The sequence below is a fragment of the Pseudomonas sp. HY13-MNA-CIBAN-0226 genome (genome assembly GCF_040310305.1).
In the GTDB taxonomy this organism is placed as follows: Bacteria; Pseudomonadota; Gammaproteobacteria; order Pseudomonadales; family Pseudomonadaceae; genus Aquipseudomonas; species Aquipseudomonas gregormendelii.
Window position 1 is genome coordinate 244,811 of the sequence record NZ_JBEOPS010000003.1, and the last position, 25,227, is coordinate 270,037.

Consider the following 25,227-nt stretch of genomic DNA (forward strand, 5'->3'; position numbering starts at 1 on the left):
CGCCCGGCCTCAGGCCTGCACGATCATGTTAAATCCGCCGAACACCATGCGCTGGCCATCGAAGGGCATCGGGTTGACGTCCGGCTGCATGCGCGGGTCGGACATGAGCTTGTTCATGCCGGCATCGCGGGTGGCCTTGTCCGGCCAGACGATCCAGGAAAACACCACGGTTTCGTCCTCCTTGAGTTTCACCGCCATGGGGAACGACGTGACCTTGCCGTCGGGCACATCATCGCCCCAGCATTCAACAACGCTCAAGGCACCGTTTTCCTTGAAGATGACCGCGGCAGACTCGGCGTGTTTCCTGAATTTTTCACGATTGGCGGTGGGTACCGCAGCGATCAAGCCATCAACGTAAGACATGGTTATTCTCCTGCCGGGGGTAGAGGGTCGAGCTGCTGGATAGTCGATTCCGTCGGGCTCCAGTCGACAGCTGCGCCTTGGGATCCGACCGACGGCTGTTCGACCCTCCCGCCAAGGTTCCCCTCCACCTGCCCCGCCATGTACAAGGTGCCGGCCATCACTCCGGTCGTCGGGTTCTGCACCAGCTTCTGCCAGGCCTTGTCGAAGGTGTTGCCCAGGCTACTGCGGATCAGCGCCTCGCTGTCGGGGCGGTCGTTGGCCCGGATGATTGCGCGTATGCCCGCCACCCCCACGGTGATCAGGCCTCCCGCCAGCTTGCCGGCCGCTGCGGCCACGGCACTGGCGGCGCCGCGCGGGGCCATTTCGGCCTCCATGCGTTGACTGGCACGCTTGGCCACGGGCGCCATGGCCGTATCCGTCGAACCCACGCCCCTGTCACCACCGGCCACGTGAATTTTTTCGATCAGCGCCGAATACGCCGGCAGTGTATTGAGGTCGGTGTGAATGACCTGATAAAGCGAAGCGTCCCGCGCAGCCGGCGGGCCCAGGGCAATGGCCGGGATCTTGTTGGCGCGGGCGTTGAGCTGGTCCATGGGCACGCGATGACGCTGCGCAATCACCTGCAGCTGCTGGCCCATGAGCTGCACGTAGAACTCGGTGGCCTGATGCAGAATCGCATCCGGGTCGACCTCGACGGCCACCGGCGCCAGCACCCTTTCCTGGTATTCATCAAGCAGGTACTGCGCGAGACGATTGGCCGAGGCGTCCTGCTCACCCTTGGCGCTGATGGTGTACCAGCTGACCTTCATCGACATCCATTCCTGGGTCCAGTAGCTGCTGAACCAGGGGATGAAGTTCTCTTCAGTCTGCTCGTAGATTCGCGTGCGCCAATGCTCCATGGAGCCACGCGCGAAGACTTTGGCTTGCTCAGTGGCCGACCGGGAGGCCGCCACGATCTCTCGATCCACCTGTTGCCACGTGGCCTGCGCCACGATGATCGGGGGTTGTCTGACAGGCGCACGCTCAGGCGTGGCGCATCCCGCCACGACCAACAGCACGGCGACGATCAGCGAACGCAGGTTCAAGGTCGCGGCTTCCTGACAAACGTGAGGCCAAACAGGATGCTCGGCGCTCGCAGGGATTGTGGTTTGAGTATAGGCGGCGGTGGCGTGCGCCTTCAGATCGTTTTTACTTTCAGCACCGCCATCGCGAGCAGGCTCGCTCCCACAGGTATTGGTGGTGGACGCAGCAGTTGTGTACGGCGGACATCCCTGTGGGAGCCGGGCTTGCCCGCGATGGCGTCGGTCAGTACACCGCCAAAACCGACCATCATTCCCATCGATAACCACCATCGCCGCGAATGCCTTCCGCAAAAATTTCGTCAGCGTAGGATCAATCCCATCAAGCCATCACCCCAATCCGGAGGGGCCCATCATGTTGATTCATCTCCTGACCTGCCTGGCCCTGACGGCCGTCACGCTGAGCATTTTTTCCTGGCTCATCTTGTCCGAGGAGCAACCGTCATGATCCACTCCGTCACCCTCTCCGTGAGCTTTCCGGTGTTTGGCAATAACTACTATTCCCAGCAAGTGGCATCGCGCAAAGTGTTCGCGCTGGTGTTCGACAAACAGTTTGAAGACCTGCTGATGCCGGCCGCCGCCAATCACTTCAGTAACGAAGTGGTCGGCCTAAACGACCAGTTCCGCTTCCTCAACGACGTGCTGGCCGACCATCTGGCCAACCACGCTACTACCGCGCAAGCGGCACGGCCTTCGCAACAGGCGCAGCGGATAGTGCGCTGATCGTTCAGGGCCAGCCCGGTGTAGCACGATCGACGCGCTGATGCGCGCCTGGGTGCTCAGATCGTGCTCAGATTCATCCTGCTGCCCTTTCCCGGAACCCCTTCATGCAATGCTGACTGGATCACCGAATACACTCTATTGGCCTCTGCGGTGGTGATCGACCTCGAACAATTGCGCAACACCACACGCAGCAGCACGCTCTCCTGGCCCGGCAGTATGCCCAGCCGTTCAATTGCATGAGGTGGCAACTGGGTATATTTCCAGCGATTCTTGAGCTGTACCTCCTCAATCCAGCCAGAGCACTTGCCGGCAGCCAGGCAAATGCGTTCGGTCAACACCTCCTCACTCAGCCCTGGCGTGACCCCCAGCGAAACATCCCGGGCAATCGCCGGCGAACGTGACACGGCGACCCACGGCTTGAGGTCGTGCATCTGCGCCTGCACTTGCTCGTTCTGGTCGCGCAACAGGCGAATATCCGCGATGCCCTTGCGCAACATGGTCAGGCGATCCAGGCCCATGCCTACAGCCAATCCGCCGTGGCGCAGCGGATCGATATCCAGTCGCTGCATTAACGATTTGGCAATGAGACCGCACTCCAGGACCTCGACCGGAATGCGCTCATTCAACACGCTTACTTCGATTCCACCCTCGGTGTAATGATGCCGACTGTCGGTGAAGATCCAGGATTTTTCCGGTACCGCCGATTGCATCACATCGTCGACCAGGCGCAGCAGATGTTCTCGAGTCGACAACGACGGATCGCCCAACACCCAGATGTCCATCTGGTGCGGCTGCGCACAATGCCAGCGATCGCGACTGTCGCGCCGGAACGTAATCCCCGGTGCGGCCAGCAGGATGGTTTCCCCCGGCTGGCGCAATGCCGCCACTCGCTGCAGCGCGGCAGGAATCTGGCTGGTGGTTTGCGTGCGCAGCAGCGAGAACTCATCCACCCAGCAGGTGTGCGCACTGCCGAGCCTGACTTCTGCGGGCTCGTAACCGAGCAGACCGTAATTATCTTCGGCAGAGACAATCCTCGGACCGGTCAACTCCTGCGCCACGGGCCAGCCCTTCGCCGCCAGCCCCCCGAGGACCTCGTCGACCAGCAGTCGCACGGCGTGGTCGGGGCTACCTTTTTCGGTCAGATCGACCTGGGTCAGGGCTTGGTGGACGGCGGCATACGCCAGGAATTTCTTGGGTGCTTGCACTAGGTGATCCTCTATCGACAGTTGTCCCCGGCCTCCTCTGAACAATGAAGCCTGCGGGTTAACGTAACGACACGAGGTGACCTGTCACAACCGAAAAAAGCGCAAAAAAGCATTTTCAGAATGGCGCTACAGACGCGTCCTACCGACGAGGTCCTGCTGACCGCGACCTCCCTGTGGTGCGGGCTTGCTCCGGGCGGCATTCCGACGAAGAGGCCGTGACATCCGACATCAACATCACCTGCCCCGCCACTCATCACATCACCTGATTGCGCCCATTATGCTTGGCCCGGTACAGCGCATCGTCAGCGCGGACCAACAGACTGTCGAGGGTGTCGTCGGGCTGGGCCAAGGCGGTACCGAATGACGCCGTGATGGTGTCCAGCAGCTTGCCATCGCCGCGGGTCTTGATGCGCAGGGACTGGATCTTCAGCCGCAATTGCTCGGCGAAGGCCCGGGCGGTGGCGTGGTCGGGGCACTGTTCCAGCACCACGCAGAACTCTTCGCCGCCATATCGCGCGGCATGGGCATGGGCCGGCAAGGCGTTGCGCAGGGTTTGCGCGACATGCTGCAGCACCCGGTCGCCCAAGGGGTGACCATATTGGTCGTTGAACTGCTTGAAGTGGTCAATATCCAGGATTACCAACGCGAACCCTTGCGATGGCCTGGCCAACGCCTGTTCCAGAACGTGCGTGAGCGCTGCGCGGTTGAGCAGTTCGGTCAGGCCGTCGAGGGTCGCAGCCAGTTGTGCGCGCTGGAGCTTGTCGCGCAGGCTCTTGATCTCGTCCTGGGCGCTGTGCAGCTGGGACAGGAAGCGCTCCTGCTGACTCTGCATCAGCCGGGTACTTTGCTGCAGTTCGCTGAGGATATCCGGCAAGCGCTCGTCGGCGGGCGCCTCGAGCATGTCCAGGCAGTGACCCAGACTGGTCTGGAAACTGCGATTACCCTCCACACTGCGCGACACGTTTCGCGCCATGTCATCGACCAGATTGATGGCTTGCTGTTGACCCGCCCGTGCCACTTCCAGCTCGTCACGAATGATGTAGTCGCGAAACAGCTTCGAGGCGGACTCCGGCGGAAACTGCGGGAAGTCCTCCAGTACTTTGTCCAGCTGGCGGTTGAGCTCCGGCACCTGGCCTTTGCTGTAGGTGTACCACAGCGCGTAGTGCACCGGGTTAGGCGGGATATTGTGACGAACCATCAGGGGGACGGCCTGCTTGAGCAGCGCCGCAGCTTCGCGGGAGTCTTCCGGGTACAGCGCTAGAACAGTCGCTCGCGTCTCTGATTGGCTCATAACGTCACTGTAGTTATTCATCATTGGCAAATAGAAAACCCCCGGAGCATAACCGTCCGTCCGAAGCACGCATAGCCACTGGCCATAATTCACTGCGAAAAAAAGACGGGTTTACCCTGGCGCCGTACACCCCAACAAGGGCTAGGCTTTTCCAGTGAATCGGATTGCTCAACGGCTGCGCTTTCCCAGCCGCCGCGCACATCAACCATGACAAGCGCGGGCCAGGTCTGCTAAAACGTTTCATCTGCGCATCAGCCAATCCAGACGGGGTAGCGACATGACCACTGCACATATCCTTGACCACCTGTTCCCTGAAGCCGGCAGCATCCCGGAGAAATACCGCCTTGAGGGCCAGACCGAACAACGTGAGTACCTGGTCGACGGCGAACTGAAAACCTGGAACGGCCCCCTCGCCCAAGTGCGAAGCCCGGTGTACCTGAGCAGCGATCAGGGCGACCAGCAGGTGATCCTTGGCAGCACGCCGCTGCTGGATGCCGAGACCGCGTTGACCGCCCTCGACGCCGCCGTGCGCGCCTACGACCGGGGCCAGGGTTTGTGGCCGACCATGCGCGTGGCCGAGCGCATCCAGCACGTTGAGACCTTTCTGCGGCACATGCGCGAACAGCGCGAGGCGGTGGTCAAGTTGCTGATGTGGGAAATCGGCAAAAACCTCAAGGACTCGGAAAAAGAGTTCGACCGCACTTGCGACTACATCGTCGATACCATCAATGCGCTCAAGGAACTCGATCGCCGCTCCAGCCGGTTCGAGCTGGAACAGGACACCCTCGGGCAGATCCGGCGCGTACCGCTGGGCGTGGCGTTGTGCATGGGGCCTTACAACTACCCCCTGAACGAAACTTTCACCACGCTGATTCCGGCCCTGATCATGGGCAACACCGTGGTGTTCAAACCGGCCAAGCTTGGCGTGCTGTTGATCCGTCCATTGCTGGAGGCGTTCCGCGACAGCTTCCCGGCCGGGGTGATCAACGTGATCTACGGCAGCGGTCGCGAAACCGTCAGCGCGCTGATGGCCAGCGGCAAGATCGACATCTTCGCGTTTATCGGCACCAACAAGGCCGCCAGTGACCTGAAAAAACTCCACCCCAAACCGCACCGCTTGCGTGCGGCCCTGGGCCTGGATGCAAAGAACCCCGGCATCGTCCTGCCGGAAGTGGATCTGGATAACGCCGTCAACGAAGCCGTGACCGGTTCGCTGTCGTTCAACGGCCAACGCTGCACCGCGCTGAAGATTCTGTTCGTCCATGAAGACGTGGTCGATGCCTTCATCGAGAAGTTCAACGCCAAACTTGCCACCCTTAAACCCGGGATGCCGTGGGAAAACGGCGTGTCCCTCACCCCCCTGCCGGAAGCGAGCAAGGTCGATTACCTGCACGCCCTGGTGGCCGATGCGCAGAGCAAAGGCGCCAGCGTGGTCAATCCCAACGGCGGTGAAACCCGCGCGTCCTTCTTCTACCCGGCGGTGTTGTACCCGGTGACGCCGCAGATGCGTGTCTACCAGGAAGAACAGTTCGGGCCGGTGGTGCCGATCGTGCCGTACCGTCATCTGGATACGGTGATCGACTACGTGCTGGAATCGGATTTCGGCCAGCAGCTGAGCATCTTCGGCACCAACCCGGTGGCGGTGGGCCGGCTGGTCGACACCTTTGCCAACCAGGTCGGCCGGATCAACCTCAATGCCCAGTGCCAGAGGGGACCGGACACCTACCCGTTCAACGGTCGCAAGAATTCTGCAGAAGGCACGTTGTCGGTGCATGATGCCCTGCGGGTGTTTTCGATCCGCACACTGGTGGCGACCAAGTTCCAGGAAAACAACAAGGAACTCATCAGCGAGATCATCAGCGGGCGTAATTCAAGCTTCCTGACGACCGACTACATCTTCTGAGGACAGCCGATCTGACCCTATTCAGAACGCACCGACTGCCACCCCTGCTGCGCCGGTTACTGCGTCCGTTGCTGGACCCGTACCGGCGTTACCAACACGCCAGGCTGATCCATGCGGTGCGGGTTTCGCTCGGGCTGCTGGCGTCGATCCTGCTCACCACCGGCATCAACCTGCCCCATGGCGAGTGGGCGTCGGTGACCATGCTGGTGGTGATCGGGGGCTTGCAGCATCACGGCAACATCGGCAAAAAAGCCGCCGAGCGCGCCGTCGGCACACTGGTCGGTGCCACTATCGGCCTGCTATTGGTGCTGCAGCAGAGCTGGCTGGGAATGCCGTGGCTGACCTATTTCGCGATGTCGGTGGTCTGCGGTTTTTTCTCCTACCACGCCATCGGCAAAGGCGGTTACACCGCACTGCTGGCGGGCATCACTGTATTTATCGTCGCAGGCCATGGGGACAACCCGGTCAGCGATGGCTTGTGGCGCGGGGTCGACATCCTCATCGGGATTGCCCTGGCGCTGGCGTTTTCCTTCGCCCTGCCGCTGTACGCGGTGTTCTCCTGGCGCTACAACCTGGCCGATGCCCTGCGCGACTGCGCGACCCTCTATGGGCGCATCATCAACGGCCAGTCGGTCACGGACGACGAGCACCATCGACTCATGGGCCGGTTGAACAACGTGATGGTGCAACTGCGCTCGCTGATGCCCTCGGTGTCCAAGGAAGTGAAGGTTTCCATGAGCGAACTCGACGCCCTGCAGCGCAACCTGCGCATGTGCGTGTCGACCCTGGAAATACTTGCCAACACCCGCCCCGAGGCCAGTGATCCAGCTGCCATGGGCCAGTTGCAAGCCCTGTTGAAAGCCGAGCACCGGCTGATTCGAGTGCAGCTGGTGGGCATGGCCCGGGCACTGAAAACCGGCGCGTACCAGCGTCTCAACCGGCCTGTAGAGCCGACGCCAGCCCCCAGCCTGGGCGCGCCGGTGTACAGCGCGCTGGACGGTAACCGGTTACTGATTTTGCAGCTGCTGGCCAACGTCGACCAGATGCGCCAACGCCTGGCGAAGACAGCGCCGCGGTGGAGTATCTGACCTACTGCGCCACCCGATGGCGCAACCCCAGGCCCCACCCCTGCTGCATACCCGCCGCCGCCAGCAGAATCGCGCCGACGCCAATCCACTGCAGCATTTGCAGTTGATGACCAAAGGCAAACCAATCGACAAAGATCGCCGCAATCGGATAGATAAAGGACAACGCCCCGGTCAACGCCGTGGGTAATTTCTGAATCGCCCCATACAGCAACACATACATCACCCCGGTATGAACAATGCCCAGCGTCACCAGGCTGGCCCAGGCACTCGGCGCTTGCGGCAGCGCGGAAAAATGCGCAAACGGCGCCAGCAGCAGAACCCCGGTACATACCTGGATCAACGCGATCAAATGCGGCGCAGTACCGGTCAGGCGCTTGATGATCAAGGCGGCGATGGCGTACAGAAACGCCGCACCCAGCGCCAGCGCGATGCCCATCAGGTAGTCATTACCACTCTCGCCCTGAGTGCCGTGGGCACTGACAATCGCCAGCATCCCCATGAACGAAATGCCCAGCCAGAACAGTTTCTGCAGGGTAATTTTTTCGTTGAGGAACGCCGCCGCCAGCCCCACCAGCATGAACGGCTGGACGTTGTACACTGCCGTACCGATGGCAATCGATGCCCGGGAATAGGACGCAAACAGCAGCACCCAGTTGCCGACAATCGCCACGCCGCTAAGCACCGCCAGCAGGAACGTGGTGCGAGTCAACAGGCCGGGACGCAGGAAACCAAAGGCCGCGCAGATCAGCAGCAAGGTGCCGGCACCAAACACACAACGCCAGAACACCACGTCCAGCACCGACTGCCCGGACACCAGTACAAACCAGCCGATGGTGCCGGAAATAAGCATGGCGGCGGTCATCTCGAATGACCCGCGACGGATTGATTTGTCCATCATGTGACTCCTGTAATTGAAGCCAGATTATGCCCATCAGCTGCCCGGCGCCTCCATAGCAAAAAGCAGGCTAGAATCCCCATCTACCTTTTTTACAAAGGTGAATCTGGTTATCGACCTAACGGAGGGTTTGCCATGACCGACGACATCGACCAGGTGCTGATCAAGGCCCTCATGGAAGACTCGCGACGCTCGCTCAAGGCCCTGGCAGGTATCAGCGGCCTGTCTTCGCCCAGCGTGGCCGAGCGCTTGCGCCGCCTCGAAGAACGCGGCGTGCTCAAAGGTTATACCGTCGAGATCGACCCCAAGTGCTTCGGTTATCAGCTGCAGGCCATCGTGCGCATCCGTCCGCTGCCAGGGCAATTGCAGGAAGTGGAACGGCAGATCCAGGCGATCCCCGAATTCACCGAGTGCGACAAGGTCACCGGAGACGATTGTTTCATCGCCCGCCTGCATGTGCGCTCGATGGAACAGCTGGACACCCTGCTCGACCGCCTCAACACCCATGCCGAAACCAACACCGCAATCGTGAAAAAGACCCCGGTCAAACGCCGACTGCCGCCGATGGAATGAGTGATATTTTGTTGCGAAACACGTAGATTGGATGTTTTCCAGCTAAGGATTGGCAGCATGAAAATTCAGGTCATGGCATTGGCAGCGCTGATGCTCGCGGGTTGTGGTACGGTCCAGACGGTGGTGCGCGGCGACGAAGTAGCCTCCCGGGTTCTCAAGGAACAGCAGAGCTATTGCGGCGCAGTCCCGCGTATCTACAGCGGCGTGATCTTCGACTTCTGCTACCTCAATGCCCCGCTCGAAAGAGGCCGCGAAGCCAATACGCCTACCACTGCGCCGGCCATCGTCCTGGTCGATGTGTTGCTGTCCGGCGTGATGGACACCCTGGTGCTCCCTTACACGGTCTACCGGCAACAGGCCGACGGCAGCATTATGGTCGCCCGGTAACCGGGATTGCAGGCAATAAAAAACCCGCCGAGGCGGGTTTTTTATTAGAGCCTGCAATCAATCATCGCGGCTCATGATGCCGAACAGCTGCAACAAGCTGACGAACAGGTTGTAGATCGATACATACAGGCTGATGGTAGCCATGATGTAGTTACGCTCGCCGCCGTGAATGATGGCGCTGGTCTGGAACAGAATGCAGACCGAGGAGAACAGCACAAAACCGGCGCTGATCGCCAGCTGCAGGCCGCTGATCTGGAAGAAGAAGCTGGCAACCACCGCGCCCAGCAACACGAAGAAACCGGCAGTGATGAAACCACTGAGGAAACTCATGTCCTTGCGCGAGATCAGCACATAAGCCGACAGGCCGCCGAACACCAGCGCGGTCATTGCGAAGGCCGAGCTGACCACTTCCGCACCGCCCTGCATGCCCAGGTAGCGATTGAGGATCGGGCCGAGCAGGAAACCCATGAAACCGGTCAGGGCAAACGCCGACACCAGGCCCCACGCGGAATCACGGAGTTTGTTGGTCAGGAAGAAAAGGCCGTAGAAACCGATCAACACCACGAAGATGTTCGGGTAGCCGACACGCATCTGCTGGGCGACATAGGCCATCACGCCGCTGAATGCGAGAGTGAGGGCGAGTAGGCCGTAAGTGTTGCGCAGGACGCGGCTAACCTCTAGCTGCTCAGCCTGCACGCTGTTATTAACTGCGTAATCCTGTTCGCGCATGGCGACACTCCTGTTGGTTTGAAACGTTCAGTCGCAAAGATCATAACAGACGCCTTGTAACAAGCTACTCAGAGAGTTTGACAGTGTGTTTCATTCAGGTATTATGGCGCCCGCAACGCAAACGGAGGTGTGGCCGAGTGGTTTAAGGCAACGGTCTTGAAAACCGTCGACTGTAACAGGTCCATGAGTTCGAATCCCATCGCCTCCGCCATATTTGTACCGACAAAGCCCTGATTATTCAGGGCTTTGTCGTTTCTGGGGTTTGGGCTCCATCTGCTGTGCGCGCGCGAATTCTTGCACTTGTTCCCCCAACTCCTCCCCTCCTGCGCTCCCCCCAAATGCCCCCTTCAGTTCCCATCAATTCATCGACCGAAGCCATTCCGACGCATCAAAAAATTTGAACCGCTTTTGTACACGCTCGCCTAATGATCAGCTTGTGAACATTTGCACAGGCAATGTGCCAATACCGGCATACTCCGAGAGGTGGTCAACGTGGCTAAAGACGAGAAAAAAAGCAAAGGTGACGCTTCCAAAGCCAGCAAGGAATTGAAAGACAAAAAGTCATCACCGGCCAAGAAATCAGCGGCGGCTTCGGCGCTTTCGAAATCTTCCGACAAGAAAGACAAGAAAACAGAGGCCGAGCCGAAAAAATCTGCAAAAAAGGCTGATAGCAAGCCAGAGAAGGCCAAGAAAGCTGATAGCAAGCCAGAAAAGGCCAAGAAATCAGAGAAGTCAGACAAGCCGGCAAAAAAGAACAAGTGACATCTGCTGTCAGCTAGGGCGTTACGCCCTAGCCTCCTCAGGCCGCCGGTAACCCGGGGCTCAAGGAAGCCGCTTCACACGGGCTACGCGCTGACCGACACCAAATCATTGAACGCGTCGACATCCAGCGGTCGACTCAGGTAATACCCCTGTCCTTCATCGCATGACACCGCCTTGAGCAGTTTGAGGTGCTCGGCAGTTTCAATGCCCTCCGCAGTGACCGTCAGCGACAGTGCGCGCCCCAAGCCAACGATCGCGCGGATAATGGCCTTGTCATCCTCACTTTCATCCAGCCGGTTCAAAAAGCTGCGGTCAATTTTGAGGCCGTCGAACGGGAATGCCCGCAGGTAACTCAGCGAGGAGTACCCCGTGCCGAAATCGTCCATGGAGATCCGCACGCCCAGGCGCTTGAGCGTGCGCATCACTTCCAGTGCGCCAGAAGCATCTTCAAGCATCACACTTTCGGTAATTTCCAGTTCTACCCGACCGGGGTCTATGCCGGAATCCTTGAGTGCCTTCTGAATGCGCTCGACCAGATTGCCGCGCTTGAACTCGGTAGACGACAGGTTGACTGATACGAACAAATGCTCCGGCCACAGGACCGCGCAATGGCAGGCGGTGTCGAGCACCCAGTTGCTCAAGGACAGAATCAACCCCGACTCCTCGGCAATGGGAATAAAGACATCCGGGGGTACCAGCCCACGCTCGGGATGCTGCCAGCGCACCAGCGCCTCCGCACCCACCATCTGCCCGTCGGCGATCCGATAGCGTGGTTGAAAATGCAGTTTCAGTTCGCCGTGCTTGATCGCGAACCGCAGATCGTTTTCCAGGCGCCTGCGCTCGATGATCCTGGTGTTCATTTCGCCTGCGTAAAAGCGCCAGGTATTGCGGCCTGCGGCCTTGGCCTCATACAGCGCGATATCGGCATAGCGCAGCAGTTCGGCCGCCTCGCATGCATCGTTTGGCGCCATGGCGATGCCGATGCTGGCACTGACGAACACCTCCTGATCGCCCACCAGCACCGGCCCTTCGATGGATTCGATAAGGCGCTGACAGAGCGCTTCCACTTCGTCCTGGGAACTGACATCGGTGAGAATCAGCACGAACTCGTCACCGCCGACCCGAGCCACCAGGTCCCCGTTGCGTATGCAGTCTGCCAGGCGGGTCGAGACTTCATTAAGCACAAAGTCGCCTGCCGCGTGCCCGAGCAAGTCATTCACCGGTTTGAATCGATCCAGGTCCAGGCTGAGCATCACCAGCGGTTGCTCCGCCGTCGGCACGGCCTTGAGCTTGCCGTCGAGGAACTCTTGCAGGCGTGTCCTGTTAGGTAATCCGGTCAAGGCGTCATGCTGGGAAAGGAATTCGATACGGCGGCGGGCTTCGACCTCCTCGGTGACGTCCGTGGCCGTACCGCGAAAGCCCTTGCCCGCCATATCCCGCGCAGACAGACGGGTGATGCGCTGGCGCCCTTGGCTGTCGACGAAATAGCAGAGGATGCTGATGTCCGGACGGCGATTCGGGATGCTCAGCCACTGAGTCAACGTCCCCAATTCCGTGCTGAGCAGGGCATTGATGGATTCACCGATCCAGGTGCTTCCAGAGAGGCCGGTCACTGCATCAAAGCGATCCGACAAATAGGTGAAACGCCCGCCCCTGTCGATTTCCCACACCCAATCCGAGCTGGCTTCGACCACATCGCGAAACCGTGCTTCGCTGGTGGCGAGCGCATCCTGGCTGCTTTTGAGCGTCGCGAAACTGGCATCCAGCACCCGTGCACCGGCGGTGGTGCGCCGCAGGATGGCCCAGGTCATGAGGCACACCAGCAGCGCCGCGAGGCCGATCAATGGCAACCCTACCGCCAGCAAGCGCGCGCCCGGGGTAGATGGACGCCAGTGCAGGCTGCCCGCCGAACCGTCGTCACCTAACGCAAACACCGATGTCGCTTCGTCCGGTGTGGCGACTCGTAGCTGATTGATGCCGAACTCTTCGCCCATCTTCGCCAGTTTGGCATCGGTAAAAACATCCACGAAGATCAACACCGACGGTGGCCTGCCATCAGGCACCACGGTCGGATCAGTGCCCGGCGTGATGGCTGCTGCCGCCACCAGGGCCGGCACTCCGGCGACATTGATGAATGTCGTCGTAGCCGTTTCCGTCTCCGCGCCCGCTCGGGCCTCGGCAAGAATTCCGGGCAGGGCCTGATGCAACCACTCGCCGGCGGCGACGGACTGCAGTTCACCCTCGATCACTGAGTAAACAGTGTGATCGAGCGCATCAACGACAAACAAACCCTGGAAACCGAAATCCGAATACAGGGTCGGCCCGACGTTTTGTCGCACGAAGGCCCAGTCCGGATCGACTTTGACATGCAGATGCCGGTAGGCATCGCCCCAGAAGGCGTAGTCCTTCACGGTTGTGCGCAGGGACTTTTCCAGCGCTTGCACAGCCTTGCGGGTGTAGAAGGCACTTTCGACTTCTTCGTTCCGATCCAGGTCACGTGCCAGGTAAATGAGCGAGCAGCTGGCCAGGACAAATACCCCCGCCAGCAAGCCGACAAACTTGAACAGCGAGCCACGGGCCAGCGCTACGCTTGAGCGGTTGGACGATGCGCAGGTGACAGCAGGTAGATTGTTGGGCATAGGTTCACGCTATTCGTTGAGGCAACCTTGCCTTAAAGCAAGTTATCGGCCGCTGTCAAAAAATAGTGAGTGCCCGGGTCACTACCGCTCGTCACCGATGAGCGAGCAAGCTCGCTACAAGGGCCGGGGTGTACGCGGGGTTTACAGGCTAAAACCGAAACGCCACCCCGTTGGTCACGTTGATCGCATCCCCCGGATAGAAATTCGCCGAGTCATTGCCCCTGGCGTCATACGCCGTATTCGCCGCCGTGGCATAACGCTCATTGGTCTGGTTGCGCGCGTCGAGAAATTCGCTGGTATTGGTCCCGGTGGTGTAGTCGATTTGCGTCAAAGGTGTAGGTGGTCTTGCTGCCCAGCAGCGTCGAGCCGTCCTTGCGCCAACAGTCAGGCCAGCGCGGCATCCGCCTGCGCACTGAACTGGCGACTCCACAAGCGGAAATACTGCCCGCCCTGACTCAGCAATTCGTCGTGGCTGCCATCCTCGATCACCCGGCCCTTGTCGAACACCAGGATGCGGTCCAGGTGTGCGACGGTCGACAGCCGATGCGCCACCACCAGCACCGTCTTGTCGCCCATGATTTCGTCCAGTTTGTCCTGGATAAAGCGCTCGGTAATCGAGTCGAGGCTCGAGGTTGCTTCGTCCATCACCAGGATCGGCGCGTTCTTGAGCAGCACCCGGGCAATGGCGATGCGCTGGCGCTGGCCCCCGGACAACTTGACGCCCCGCTCGCCCACCAGCGACTCGTAACCGTCTTCCATGCTGTCGATGAATTCGCTGGCACCGGCGCGATGAATCGCCTCGGCCACCTCCTCCATCGAGGCATCCAGGCGCCCGTAATGAATGTTCTCGCGAATGCTGCGGTGGAACAGCCCCGGCTCCTGGGGAATCAGGCCGATTTGCTGGTGCAGGGAATGTTGCGTGGCGTCGCGCACATCGACGCCATCAATCAGCACCGCGCCCTGCTGAACGTCGTAAAGACGCAGCAGCAGGTTGAGCAGCGTGGATTTGCCCGAGCCCGATGAACCCACCAGCCCGACCTTCTGCCCCGCCGGAATGAAAATATTCAGGCGCTGGAAGATCGGCTGGTCAGCACCGTAATTGAAGCCGACATCACGAAATTCGATATCCCCGCGCTTGACCTGCAACGCCGTGGCACCGGGCCGGTCGATCACTTCATGGGGACGAATCAGCGTGCGCACCCCATTGGCAATGTTGCCAGTGGCCTCGAAGAACTCGAGAAAGCGCCGGGACAGGTTGCCGACGTCGCTGATGATCAGCAGCGACAGGCTGGTGGACATTACAAACGCGGCGATGTCGATGCGCTGGTTGCGCCACAGGTACAGCGCCAGCAGCAACAACCCCAGCTTGAGCACCACGCCGCAACTGGTCTGGAACCAGCGAATCTTTTCCATGTAGCCCAGCGAGCGATAGGCCGCCGCCACTTCCTTGTCGAGAAACCGGCCCAGGTAGCCGTGCTCGAAAGCGTGGCGGGCAAACAGGCGAATGTTGGCCAGGTTGGACACCGCATCCACCACCTTGCCCGAGCTGGTGCTGCGCGCCGCGGAGTACTGTTGCGCCAGTGGATGGCTGCGCCGGGCCAGCAGGTAGCACACGGCGATAAACAGCAGCGACCAGCCGGCCATGAACAGTGCCAGCAGGGGTGAGGCTGTCCACAACAGCACCGTGGCCAGGCTCAGGGTCACCAGCAGCGGGATCAGATCGAACAGCAGGATGCTCAGGGTCTGGTTGACCCCCAGGGCGATTTCGGAAACCCGGTGCGCCAGGGCGCCGGCGAATTCGTTGCTGATGAAACGGTGCGAGTGCTTCTGCAAGTAGGCAAACACCACATGGGTGACTGTGCGCCGCTGCAACGGCAGGACGTGGATATGGCAAGCGGCAGCGGCCCGAGTGAACAGCACTTCCAGCACCAGCAGTGCGCCGAACAGTGTCAGCGGCCACTGCAACACTTCGAACGCGCGCTCGGCTTCCAGGCCATTGCTGACGGTGCGGGTAATCTGTCCCAGCCCCCAGGGAATCAACAGGGTGCAGATGACCGCAGCGATCTGCAGCAGCAGGATCGCCAGGTACCAGCCCTTGAAATTGCCGATGAAAAATCGCACGAAAGCCCCGGGTGTCGCAGGCAAGTGCTGCACGTTCCAGTGAAGTTTTCGGTGATCGGATGGGGGGAGCGATGAAAAGGACCAAGTCATGACCAAGGGCATTCCTGAATAACGCCTGTGGCCGCGCAGCTTTCAGGCAAAAATGGGCACACGCGGTGCCCGGTTCAATGGTGCGAGTCCAGCCCCGCGCTTAAAACAGCCCCGAAGTCGGCGGTGGCGTGCCCTTCAATTGCCAGGCCCCAACGGCCGCAGCTTTCCAGTGCCGGGGATTGTGATTGGCCACGGTGCGGGCATTGCGCCAATGGCGGTCAAGGTTGTGCGCGCGGCCGGTGGTAGAAGCGCCACCAACGTCGAACACCAGTTCTGCGGCCTTGAGCGCCGACTCGGCCGCGATGTATTGCGCCTGGGCGACGGCAATGGCCGCCTGGTCCACGGCCTGGGGATCAAGGTCGCCGGCCCAGGCCCGATCGATCGCCTCGGCTGCACGCAGCACCACCGCTTCGGCCGTGAACGCACGGGCCGAGATGTCGCCGACACTGAGCTCGACATAAGGATCATCCACCGACCGCGAGGCGCTGCTGTGCTTGATCGGGCGGGCGTGATCGTTGGCAAAGGCCACGGCATCGTTCAGCGCATTGCGCGCGATGCCCGCCTGCACGGCGGCGAGGAACAACTGCAGGAACGGCGTGACGATCGTGCGCTTGCCCTCCTCCACGGTGCGGGTGCGGATTTCATCCGAGCGCACCAGCACATCATGCAGATGAGTGGTGCCGCTGGCCGTCAGGCGCTGGCCCATCGCGTCGAAGTCATCGAGCAGCTCCAGGCCCTTGCGGTCACGCGGCAGGATGAACGACACCGGCTGCTCGTTCTCATCCAGGGCGACGGCGCTGACCCAGTCGGCATACAACGAACCGGTGCTGTAGTACTTGCTGCCAGTGGCCCGATAGTGCTCGCCGTCGCGCACGATCCGCGCGCTGATTGAACCATTGGCGCCACCGACTTCCCAACCGGCATTACCCACCACGGCGCCCTGCAGGTAGCGCTCGAACCAGCGTTCGCGCTCGCCCTCAGCGCCCTCGGCACCAGACGCCAGCAAGCCCTCGATAAAGCCGAAACCGGGACGCAATGCCTGGGCGACATTGGAGTCGGCCGAGGCGATGCGCATCAGCAAGCCGATCACATCCTTGACCGAGCCTGCGGCGCCGCCAAAACGGGTCGGGATGCGCGTGGTGAACAGCCCCGCCTTGGCGATCTGCGCCACAGCCTCGTAAGGCAGTTGCCGCTCACGCTCGCGCTGAGCTGCACCGGCGGCAATCAGCGGCAGCAACACGTCCGCCCGGGCATTGAGTTCTTCCACCGAGGCAACCGGGGTCTTGGGTACGGCAGTCAACGTAGTCATGGCAATTCCTTGTTCAAGTCGAGCTTAAATGGCGATTTTCCAAAGCCGGGATTCATCGAACAGCCACCCCGGGTTTTCCGGTTCCAGTGGCGGCACGACCAGGGTCACCCCAGCGCCCGGCAGACGCGGCACCGCGCCGAGCAGACGCTGGGTGTATTCATGCTGCGGGCTGTGAAAGAGCGTCTCGACCGCGGCGCTTTCGACGACCTTGCCGTGGCGCATCACCAGCACTTCATCGCTGACGTGCCGGATCACCCCAAGGTCGTGGGAGATAAACAGATACGCCAGGCCCAGGGAGGCTTGCAGATCTGCCAGCAGGTCGAGCACCTGGGCCTGGACCGACACATCAAGTGCCGAGACCGGTTCGTCGCAGATGATCACTTTCGGGTTACTCGCAATGGCCCGTGCAATGGCCACGCGCTGGCGCTGGCCGCCCGACAGCTGCAAGGGGCGACGCGCGGCCAGCTCCCCGGGCAGGCGCACCTGGGTCAGTAGTTCTGCGATCCGTGCGGTTAGCTGCGCAGTGGCAATGCCGGCGACATCCAGCGCATCGGCGAGGATTTGCCCGACGCTCCAGCGCGGGTCGAACGAACTCAGCGGGTCCTGGTAGATCACGCTGATGTCCCGTCGGTGCAGACGCCGCTGCCGTTCCTCGACCCGCTGCGTGCCCGCACCGGACCAGAGCTGGCCGAGAAACCGCACCTGGCCGGCATCCGGTTCCAGCAGGCCAAGGACGATGCGGGCCACGGTGGTCTTGCCGGAACCGGACTCGCCGACGATGCCCAGGGTGCGTCCGGCGCGCAGCTCGAAACTCACGCCATCGACCACCTGGCGCGCCTGCTGGTCAGGCCCGACGTAACGTTTGCCCAACTGCGTGGCTTGCAACACCACAGGGGCGTCCGTGCCCGGCCGGGGTGCTGCGACCACGGCCGTGCGCTGCGGTGACAGCCGCGTGCCCCGCGCATGCTCGGCCGGCACCGCGTCGAGCAGGGTGCGGGTATAGGGATGCCGCGGGTGGCGCAGCACCTGGTCCATCGGCCCCTGCTCGACCACTTCGCCGTGGCGCAGCACCAGCACCTCATCGGCCAGCTGCGCGACCACGGCCAGGTCGTGGCTGATGATCAGCAATGAGTCGCCGCGCGCCTTGATCTCCTGCAGCACTTGCAGAATCTGCGCCTGCACCGTGGCATCCAGCGCCGTGGTCGGCTCGTCGGCGATCACCAGGCCAGGGCTCAGGGCCAGCGCACTGGCGATCAGGGCGCGCTGACGCAGGCCGCCGGACAACTGATCCGGACGCTGGCGGGCACGCAGCTGCGGTTCGGGCACACCGACTTTTTCCAGCAGTTCGATCACCCGCCCGGCGCGGCTGCGACGGTCACCCCAGTTGTGCGTCTTGAGCACCTCGAGAATTTCCTTGCCGACCGGGCGCAGTGGGTCCAGCGACACCAGCGCGTCCTGCAGGACAAAACCGATGCCTTTGCCGCGCAAGTCGCGCCAGCCGCGTTCGGACAACCCGAGCAGATCCTGCCCGCCGTAACTCAGGGTCCGTGCGCTCACTCGCGCACCGGCTCCCGCCAGGCCGATCAGGCTGCGGGCGGTGACGCTTTTGCCGGAGCCGGACTCACCCACCAGGGCCAGGGTCTTGCCCGGGGCCAACGTGAACGACAGGTCCCGCACCACCGACTGGCCGGCAAACTCGATGGACAGGCCCTCGACGATCAGATGTTTGTCACTCATGTCAGACGGCCCTCCAGGCGTTGTTGCAGGTAACGGCCAGCGACCGTGGTCGACAGCGTGGTCAGCACGATGAACAGCCCGGGGAAGAACGTCAGCCACCAGGCATTGGCAATGAAATCGCGGCCCATCGACAGCATCGTCCCCCACTCCGGCGCCGGTGGACGGGCGCCAAGGCCGAGGAAGCTCAAGGCGGACGCCCAGACGATGGCCTGGCCGACGCCCATGGTCAGCGTGACGATCAGCGGGCGCATGGCGTTGGGCAGCAGCTGGCGCGTGATGATTCGCAGGGGTGGATGGCCAAGGGCTTTGGCCGCCTCGATGTACCCGGCATTGCGCACCGCCAGCACCTGGCCCCGGACCATTCGCGCATAGCCAGGCGCCCCGCCCAACCCGGTAGCCACGATCAGCGGGCCAATGCCGCTGCCGAACACCGCCACGAACAGCAGCGCAAGGATCAGGCTGGGGAACGCAAAGAGAATTTCCAGCAACCAGCCGACGCCGCGGTCCAGGTAAGCGCCTCCCAGGCCGCCGAGCAGACCGAGGACGATGGCAATGCTCATCACCAGGGCGGTGGCGGCCAGGCCAATGAACAGCGACTGTCGCGTGCCGTGGATCACCCGGGAAAAGATGTCGCGCCCGGATTGATCGGTGCCGAACCAGTGCGCCCAACCGGGTGGATGGAAGGCATCGTGCGGCACGATCGCCAACGGATCGCTGTGGGCGAACCACTGCGGCAACAGTGCCGCGATGATCAGGAACGCGAGAAAGCTGAAAGCCAGTAACGGCCCAAGGCGCCACTTGCTTGCACTACGCTGCAGCCGAGTGCCGGGCAGCGCTGCTTCGAGGGTGAGTTCACTCATGCCGACTGCTCCTGTTGGCGCGGGTCGACCCACAGATACAGCAGGTCGACGAGGATGTTGGCCAGGACGTATCCGGCGGCGACCACCAGGCTGATGCCGATGGTCAGCGGCAGGTCCTGAGCCTGCACTGCCTGGTACAACTGGCGACCCAGGCCCTTGCGGGAGAAGATCACCTCGATGACCACCGCGCCGCTGATCAGGGCGCCAATCGCCCAGCCCGACAACGAGATGCCGGGCAGCACCGCGTGACGCAATGCGTGCCTGAAACGCACTGCCGTGTCGCTCAGCCCGCGGGTGCGGGCGGTGAGCACGAAGGGTTGATCCAGGGTCATTTCCAGCGACTCGCGGGTGACCTGCGCGATAAATCCGGCCAGCGGAATGGCCAGCGCCACCGACGGCAACACCAGCGTGCGCCAGCCATCGCTACCGGCTGGCGGGAACAGGCGCAGGCCGAAGGCGAACACCGCCAGCAACAGGATCCCCAGCCAGAAATGCGGCAGCGCCGCCGACAGCGTTTCGGCCAGGGAAGCCAGGCTCGACACCCAGCGCCGGCGTCCCGCCGTCAGCACGGTGAGCGCCAGCACCAACACCCAGGCCAGCAACAGCGAAGTGAGGGTCAGTTCCAGCGTCGGCCATGACTGCTCGGCGAGCACCCGGGTGACTGGCAGGTGCTGGGAATAGGACACGCCCAGGTCGCCCTGGACCAACCGCCCCAGGTACAGCACGTATTGCACCGCCAGGGGTTTGTCCAGGCCATATTCGCGCTTGGCCTCGGCAATGGTTTCTGCGGTTGGATTGCCGCTCGGCCCGCCCAGGATCGCCAGCACCGGGTCCCCCGGCATCAAGCGCAGGGCGAAAAACGTCAGCGTGGCGACCGCCCACAGCACCAGCACGCCTCCCAGCAGGCGCCACAGAGCACGCCGCCCCAGGCGAACCAGGCGCTCGCGGCGCGGGTTGGGCCGTTTAGTGGCCAAGGTTTCACTCGTCATTTGTTCACCCATGCGTCATAGAGGTAGGTCACTGCCAGGGAAGGCTCCAGGCGCACGCCCTGGGTGGTCTTGTAGATGCCCAGGCGCGAGCTCTGCGGGTAGGTGGTCAGTTGCAGGTACTGACTGGAAGCCAGCTGCTGTGCCCGGTAATACAACGCCCGGCGCTGTTCGGCGTCCTGGGTGGTCAAGGCGCCCTGCACCAGGCCTTCGAACACCGGATCGGTGTAGCCGGCGGTGTTCTGGTGATAGCCACCGACGCCGGCCGGGCTGATGAAATCGGCGCCGAAGATGATCCGCAGCACGTCGGCGGTGTTGGTGTTCCAGTAGCCCAGACGGATGTCGTAATCCCAGTCAGCCTGGCGCTTGGTGCTCTGCACGTCGCTCATCTGCTCGACGATCAGCTCGAAGCCGGCCAGGCGCGTGGTTGCTTGCACCTGCTCCCACAGGGTGTATTCCGAGGGCGGCGTGCGGTTGCCCATGATCACGCGCACCTGCAAGCGCTTGCCGCCACGGGTGCGGTAGCCCTCGGCATCGCGCGTGGTCCAGCCGGCTTCATCCAGCAGCCGTGCGGCCCTGGCCGGTTGGTAATCCTGGGCATGCTGGAAGTCCGGGCTGTAGAAACGCGTGGCCGAACTGAGCGGGCCCCCTGCCCGGGGAAACTCATTGAAGTAAACGCTCTTCAACGCCCCCTCGACATCGGCACTGCGCACAAACGCCTCGCGTACTTTCAGGTCATTGAACGGCGCGCGGGTGATGTTCAGCGTGCCGTTGGTGGGGTTGCCGGGACGCTGGGCGATGATCAGCGCCAGGTCCAGATTACGCCGGGCGGCTTCGTGGGATTCGGGCGGCAGCGCCTCGATCACATCCACCTCGCCGGCTTGCAGCGAAGCAAAACGCACCGATGGCTCCTGAATGAATTTCCACACGATACGCTCGAGCCACGCCGGGCCCTGGTGTTTGGCGGTGGGCGGCGCCCAGTTGTAATCGGCATTGCGTACCAACTCGACCTGGCTCTGGCGATCCCAGCGCACCACCTTGAACGGCCCGCTGCCCACCGGGCTTTCGCAGTTCACATCACGCGGGCGCGCCAGTGCCGTGGGCGACTGGATACCGAGAAACCCTTGGGCCAGCACCTCCAGGAATGCAGCATAGGGTGTGGCGAGGTGCACGACCGCGGTGTGCGCATCCACCACGTCGGTGCTGCGGTACTGGCGGATGTAGCCGCCAGCAGTACTGGACTGGGTCTTCGGGTTGGCCATGTGATCGAGGTTGGCCTTGACCGCTGTCGCATCGAACGGTGTGCCGTCGGTGAAGCGCACGTCATCGCGCAGGTGGAAGGTGTACGCCAGGCCATCGGCGGAAACCTCCCAGCGCTTGGCCAGCCAGGGCCCGATGCGGCCTTCTTCGTCCATCGACACCAGGGAGTCGAGGTACTGCTGCGCGACGAACACTTGCGGCATGTCCCCGCCCACATGGGGATCAAGGCAGGTGGGTTCGCGGTCAGTGGCGTACACCAGGGTCCCGCCGCTGACCGGCTGATCGCTGCGGGCAACAGCGGATTGATCCTGGTCGCAACCCATCAACAGGCTGCACATCGCAGCGACGCCAAGGAGGGGCAAATGCTTGAGCGACAAGCTGGATCGGCGGTCGTAAGGTCGCAAATAAGGGGCAAGTAATCGCATGGGTCCTGATGCCTATAGTCCGGGAACAGGGCTATTGCACAAGGCATGCCGGGTTTTTTCGGCAGTAAACAGGGGGTTTTCGGCGCAAATCGGGCCTATGAGCAAGGCCAGAAAGAACAATGTGCTTAGCAGGTGTTGATGGACCAACAGTTGCAGTCAGTTTAGGCAAGCGTACATCCGGGATGATTGGGGCGTGCATCAGTGCGTATCGCAAGCCTCAAATCGCCAGTTGCAGATAGAACGCCACAGGCGCGCGTTCGGCTTCCAGGGTCGGGATCGCGTCGATCAGTGCCCGGGTGTAGGGATGTGCGGGGCGGTCGAACACGGTGCGCACCGAGCCGGACTCGACCACCACGCCGTCCTTCATCACCAGCACCCGCTCGCTGACGTGATTGATCACCCCCAAGTCATGGGAGATGAACAGGCAGGCCAGTCCCAGGCGCCGCTTGAGGTCGTCGAGCAGCTCGAGAATCTGCGCCTGCACCGACACGTCCAGCGCCGACACCGGTTCATCGCAGATCAGAATCTGCGGTTGCGACGCCAGCGCCCGGGCGATTGCGATGCGCTGGCGCTGTCCGCCGGACAGCTCAATCGGCCGACGTACCAACAGGCTGGCATCGAGGCGAACCAGATCGAGCAACTCCACGGCCCGCTTGCGCCAGTCACGGCGCGGCAGGCCCGCCACGGCCAGCGCCTCGAACAATACGCGCTGCACGGTGTAACGTGGATCGAAGGAGTTCAGCGGGTCCTGGAACACCACCTGTACCGCACGCCGCGCCTGGCGCTTTTGCCTGGCATCGAGTGCCGCCCAGCGCTGCCCGTTGATCCAGACATCGCCCGCGTCGGCGCTTTCCAGCCCGAGGATCAGGCGGGTCAAGGTCGTCTTGCCCGAACCCGACTCCCCGACGATGCCCAGGGTCTCGCCGCGACGCAGCTGCAACGACACCTGGTCCAGCACCGTACGCCGACGCTGGTCCGGGCCAATAAAGGATTTGCTCAGGCCGCGAGCTTCAAGCAACACCTCGCCCTGGGGTTCAAGCTCGGGCTCCACCACCGCGAGCAGTCTGCGCGCTGGCTGGAAATGCACCGCCCTGGCGGCCCGCAGCAGGGACTGGGTGTACTCATGCTGCGGATCCTGCAGCACCTGCTCGGCAGTGCCCTGCTCGACGATGACTCCATGGCGCATCACCGCCACCCGATCCGCCAGGCGCGAGACCACGGACAGGTCGTGACTGACCATCAACAGCGCGTTGTCGGCGCCGCGCAAGCTTTCCAGCAGGGCGATAACCTGGGCCTGCACCGTTGCGTCCAGGGCCGTAGTGGGCTCGTCGGCAATGATCAGCCGTGGATTGCAGGCGATGGCCGAGGCAATCAACGCCCGTTGCCGCAAGCCGCCGGACAACTGCCACGGGTATTGGCGGGCGCGCAGTTCCGGCTCGGGTACGCCAACATCGCGCAGCAGCTCCAGCACTCGCAGCCGGCGCGCTTCCAGGCCCAATGCCGTGTGCAGCTGCAGCGGCTCTTCGACCTCGGCACCCACCCGACGCAACGGGTCCAGTGCACCCAGCGCGTCCTGCATGACAAAGCCGATACTCGCCCCGCGCAAGCGCTGCCAGTCGCGCTCGTGCAGCTGCCGCAGGTCGATGCCTTGGAACGCCAGTTTGGCAGCATGTACCTGCGCGCCCCGGCCGGTGAGCCCGGCCAGGGTCCGCGCGGTCACGCTTTTGCCCGAGCCCGATTCGCCCACCAACGCCAGGCATTCACCACGATGCAGTTGCAGGCTCACGCCATGCAGCACCGGTTGCGCCTGGCCGAATCGTACGGTCAGGTCGCGGATATCAACCAACGGGCCGAGGGCCTGGATGTTTGCATTCATAGCGGTTTTCCTTCGCTGCGACGCAGCAATTCGCGGCCGATGGCACTGATGGAAACGACGGTGAGGGTGATGATCAATGCAGGCCAGGCCACCAGCCACGGCGCATTCGCCAGGAAGCTGCGCCCGATCGCCATCATCGCGCCCCACTCCGGCGCGGGCGGCGGTGCGCCGAAACCGAGGAAGCTCAGGGCGGCTCCGGCGGTAATGGTCCCGCCAATGCCAATGGTGGCGAGGATCAGCACCGGCTTGAACGCATTCGGCAGCACATGCCGCAGCACCACCGCCAGCTGCGACTGCCCGAGGGTCACCGCCGCTTCGACATAACCGGCATGGCGCACATTGAGCGTCTGCGCGCGCACCAGCCGGGCATAACGAGGAACCCCGGCAATGCCCACCGCGAGGATCAGGTTGGCCGTGCCCTGGCCGAAAAACGTGATGATCACCAGGGCCAGTAACAGGTCCGGAAACGCCAGCAGCACATCAATGCCGCGCATCAGCGCCGCGTCCAGCCAGCGCGGCCCAAGCCCCGACGCCAGGCCCAGTACCGCACCCCAGGCCAGGCCCAGCGCGGTGGCGGCCAGGCCCATGAACAACGACGAGCGCACCCCGTGAATCAACCGGCTGAGGACGTCCCGGCCATTTTCATCGGTGCCCAGCCAATGCAGGCTGCCGGGTGGCTGGAACGCCAGGCGCGCCGACGCGTCCAGCGGATCGAACGGCGCCAGCGCCCCCGGAATCGCCGCCGCCAGGAGCAACAGCAGCACGAACAGCCCGGCCAGCCACAGACCCGGGCGCACCTGGCCGAGCCTGGCCAGGCGCAACGGCCGATACCCGCCCTCGCCCGCTGCCGGTCCCACAATCACCGTCGCAAGTGTCTGCGCCATTCACCTTTCCTTTTGTCGAGCCAAGTCAGTCTGCGTGCGCCT

General features: G+C 62.5%; 23 protein-coding genes and 1 tRNA gene. 7 read left to right on the forward strand and 17 right to left on the reverse strand.

Annotation, left to right across the window (positions count from 1 at the left end):
* Nucleotides 1–9 precede the first annotated feature (9 nt).
* The 3 genes from AAEZ05_RS04930 to AAEZ05_RS04940 form a co-directional block, all read right to left on the reverse strand.
* Nucleotides 10–363 (reverse strand): DUF1428 domain-containing protein, encoded by a 354-nt coding sequence (locus tag AAEZ05_RS04930; RefSeq protein ID WP_045057647.1) that lies wholly within the window; start codon nt 361–363, stop codon nt 10–12.
* A 2-nt stretch (nt 364–365) separates the two neighbouring features.
* The gene (locus AAEZ05_RS04935; RefSeq protein WP_045057646.1) at nt 366–1,448 is read right to left on the reverse strand and encodes a hypothetical protein; all 1,083 of its coding nucleotides are present in this window, start codon (nt 1,446–1,448) and stop codon (nt 366–368) included.
* 92 nt (nt 1,449–1,540) lie between these two features.
* Nucleotides 1,541–1,702, reverse strand: a complete 162-nt coding sequence (locus tag AAEZ05_RS04940) for a hypothetical protein (protein WP_160298059.1) — start codon at nt 1,700–1,702, stop codon at nt 1,541–1,543.
* A gap of 184 nt (nt 1,703–1,886) precedes the next feature.
* Between AAEZ05_RS04940 and AAEZ05_RS04945 the strand changes: the two genes are divergently transcribed.
* Entirely contained in the window at nt 1,887–2,165 is a 279-nt protein-coding gene (locus tag AAEZ05_RS04945; protein WP_045057645.1) for a hypothetical protein, read from the forward strand.
* 56 nt (nt 2,166–2,221) lie between these two features.
* On the opposite strand, the gene srmL is transcribed toward AAEZ05_RS04945, so the two are convergent.
* The gene (srmL, locus tag AAEZ05_RS04950) at nt 2,222–3,370 is read right to left on the reverse strand and encodes a PheS-related mystery ligase SrmL (protein WP_045057644.1); all 1,149 of its coding nucleotides are present in this window, start codon (nt 3,368–3,370) and stop codon (nt 2,222–2,224) included.
* A 253-nt stretch (nt 3,371–3,623) separates the two neighbouring features.
* On the reverse strand, nt 3,624–4,661 hold the full coding sequence (locus AAEZ05_RS04955) for a GGDEF domain-containing protein (protein WP_082069110.1): 1,038 nt from the start codon (nt 4,659–4,661) through the stop codon (nt 3,624–3,626).
* Between the two features lie 277 nt (nt 4,662–4,938).
* On the opposite strand from AAEZ05_RS04955, the gene AAEZ05_RS04960 reads away from it, so the two are divergent.
* Nucleotides 4,939–6,564: an NADP-dependent glyceraldehyde-3-phosphate dehydrogenase gene (locus AAEZ05_RS04960; protein ID WP_122839543.1), complete on the forward strand. Its 1,626-nt coding sequence runs from the start codon at nt 4,939–4,941 to the stop codon at nt 6,562–6,564.
* 44 nt (nt 6,565–6,608) lie between these two features.
* Nucleotides 6,609–7,652 carry an FUSC family protein gene (locus tag AAEZ05_RS04965; protein ID WP_350646757.1) on the forward strand — a complete coding sequence of 348 codons (1,044 nt, stop codon included), beginning with the start codon at nt 6,609–6,611 and terminating at the stop codon, nt 7,650–7,652.
* 1 nt (nt 7,653) lies between these two features.
* Here AAEZ05_RS04965 and AAEZ05_RS04970 read toward each other — a convergent pair whose 3' ends face one another.
* On the reverse strand, nt 7,654–8,547 hold the full coding sequence (locus AAEZ05_RS04970) for a DMT family transporter (RefSeq protein ID WP_350646726.1): 894 nt from the start codon (nt 8,545–8,547) through the stop codon (nt 7,654–7,656).
* 135 nt (nt 8,548–8,682) lie between these two features.
* Here AAEZ05_RS04970 and AAEZ05_RS04975 point away from each other — a divergent pair, with 135 nt between their 5' ends.
* Nucleotides 8,683–9,120, forward strand: coding sequence for an Lrp/AsnC family transcriptional regulator (locus tag AAEZ05_RS04975; protein WP_045057639.1), 438 nt, complete (start codon nt 8,683–8,685; stop codon nt 9,118–9,120).
* Nucleotides 9,121–9,177: 57 nt separating this feature from the next.
* Nucleotides 9,178–9,507 (forward strand): YceK/YidQ family lipoprotein, encoded by a 330-nt coding sequence (locus tag AAEZ05_RS04980; protein ID WP_350646727.1) that lies wholly within the window; start codon nt 9,178–9,180, stop codon nt 9,505–9,507.
* A 57-nt stretch (nt 9,508–9,564) separates the two neighbouring features.
* Here AAEZ05_RS04980 and AAEZ05_RS04985 read toward each other — a convergent pair whose 3' ends face one another.
* Nucleotides 9,565–10,236 carry a Bax inhibitor-1/YccA family protein gene (locus AAEZ05_RS04985; protein WP_045057637.1) on the reverse strand — a complete coding sequence of 224 codons (672 nt, stop codon included), beginning with the start codon at nt 10,234–10,236 and terminating at the stop codon, nt 9,565–9,567.
* A gap of 123 nt (nt 10,237–10,359) precedes the next feature.
* Between AAEZ05_RS04985 and AAEZ05_RS04990 the strand changes: the two genes are divergently transcribed.
* Nucleotides 10,360–10,447: transfer RNA gene (locus AAEZ05_RS04990), tRNA-Ser, on the forward strand.
* 272 nt (nt 10,448–10,719) lie between these two features.
* On the forward strand, nt 10,720–10,998 hold the full coding sequence (locus AAEZ05_RS04995; RefSeq protein WP_045057849.1) for a hypothetical protein: 279 nt from the start codon (nt 10,720–10,722) through the stop codon (nt 10,996–10,998).
* Nucleotides 10,999–11,081: 83 nt separating this feature from the next.
* On the opposite strand, the gene AAEZ05_RS05000 is transcribed toward AAEZ05_RS04995, so the two are convergent.
* The 10 genes from AAEZ05_RS05000 to AAEZ05_RS05045 all read right to left on the reverse strand — a co-directional run bounded on the left by AAEZ05_RS05000 (nt 11,082) and on the right by AAEZ05_RS05045 (nt 25,185).
* Nucleotides 11,082–13,637 carry a bifunctional diguanylate cyclase/phosphodiesterase gene (locus tag AAEZ05_RS05000; RefSeq protein ID WP_045057848.1) on the reverse strand — a complete coding sequence of 852 codons (2,556 nt, stop codon included), beginning with the start codon at nt 13,635–13,637 and terminating at the stop codon, nt 11,082–11,084.
* Between the two features lie 148 nt (nt 13,638–13,785).
* A complete protein-coding gene (locus AAEZ05_RS05005) occupies nt 13,786–13,968 on the reverse strand; it encodes a hypothetical protein (protein WP_045057847.1) in 183 nt (60 codons plus the stop codon).
* A 53-nt stretch (nt 13,969–14,021) separates the two neighbouring features.
* Nucleotides 14,022–15,848 (reverse strand): ABC transporter ATP-binding protein, encoded by a 1,827-nt coding sequence (locus tag AAEZ05_RS05010; protein WP_350646728.1) that lies wholly within the window; start codon nt 15,846–15,848, stop codon nt 14,022–14,024.
* A 100-nt stretch (nt 15,849–15,948) separates the two neighbouring features.
* A complete protein-coding gene (locus tag AAEZ05_RS05015) occupies nt 15,949–17,157 on the reverse strand; it encodes an acyl-CoA dehydrogenase family protein (protein ID WP_350646729.1) in 1,209 nt (402 codons plus the stop codon).
* Between the two features lie 24 nt (nt 17,158–17,181).
* The gene (locus AAEZ05_RS05020; protein WP_350646730.1) at nt 17,182–18,894 is read right to left on the reverse strand and encodes a dipeptide ABC transporter ATP-binding protein; all 1,713 of its coding nucleotides are present in this window, start codon (nt 18,892–18,894) and stop codon (nt 17,182–17,184) included.
* Nucleotides 18,891–19,754 carry an ABC transporter permease gene (locus AAEZ05_RS05025; RefSeq protein ID WP_350646731.1) on the reverse strand — a complete coding sequence of 288 codons (864 nt, stop codon included), beginning with the start codon at nt 19,752–19,754 and terminating at the stop codon, nt 18,891–18,893. The genes AAEZ05_RS05020 and AAEZ05_RS05025 overlap by 4 nt, the downstream gene beginning before the upstream one ends.
* Nucleotides 19,751–20,743, reverse strand: a complete 993-nt coding sequence (locus AAEZ05_RS05030; protein ID WP_350646732.1) for an ABC transporter permease — start codon at nt 20,741–20,743, stop codon at nt 19,751–19,753. Before AAEZ05_RS05030 ends, AAEZ05_RS05025 begins: the two co-directional genes overlap by 4 nt.
* Complete coding sequence (locus AAEZ05_RS05035; RefSeq protein ID WP_350646733.1) at nt 20,740–22,425, reverse strand: ABC transporter substrate-binding protein; 1,686 nt, start codon at nt 22,423–22,425, stop codon at nt 20,740–20,742. The genes AAEZ05_RS05030 and AAEZ05_RS05035 overlap by 4 nt, the downstream gene beginning before the upstream one ends.
* Before the next feature lie 217 nt (nt 22,426–22,642).
* Complete coding sequence (locus tag AAEZ05_RS05040; protein ID WP_350646734.1) at nt 22,643–24,301, reverse strand: dipeptide ABC transporter ATP-binding protein; 1,659 nt, start codon at nt 24,299–24,301, stop codon at nt 22,643–22,645.
* The gene (locus AAEZ05_RS05045) at nt 24,298–25,185 is read right to left on the reverse strand and encodes an ABC transporter permease (protein ID WP_350646735.1); all 888 of its coding nucleotides are present in this window, start codon (nt 25,183–25,185) and stop codon (nt 24,298–24,300) included. Before AAEZ05_RS05045 ends, AAEZ05_RS05040 begins: the two co-directional genes overlap by 4 nt.
* Nucleotides 25,186–25,227: the final 42 nt, after the last annotated feature.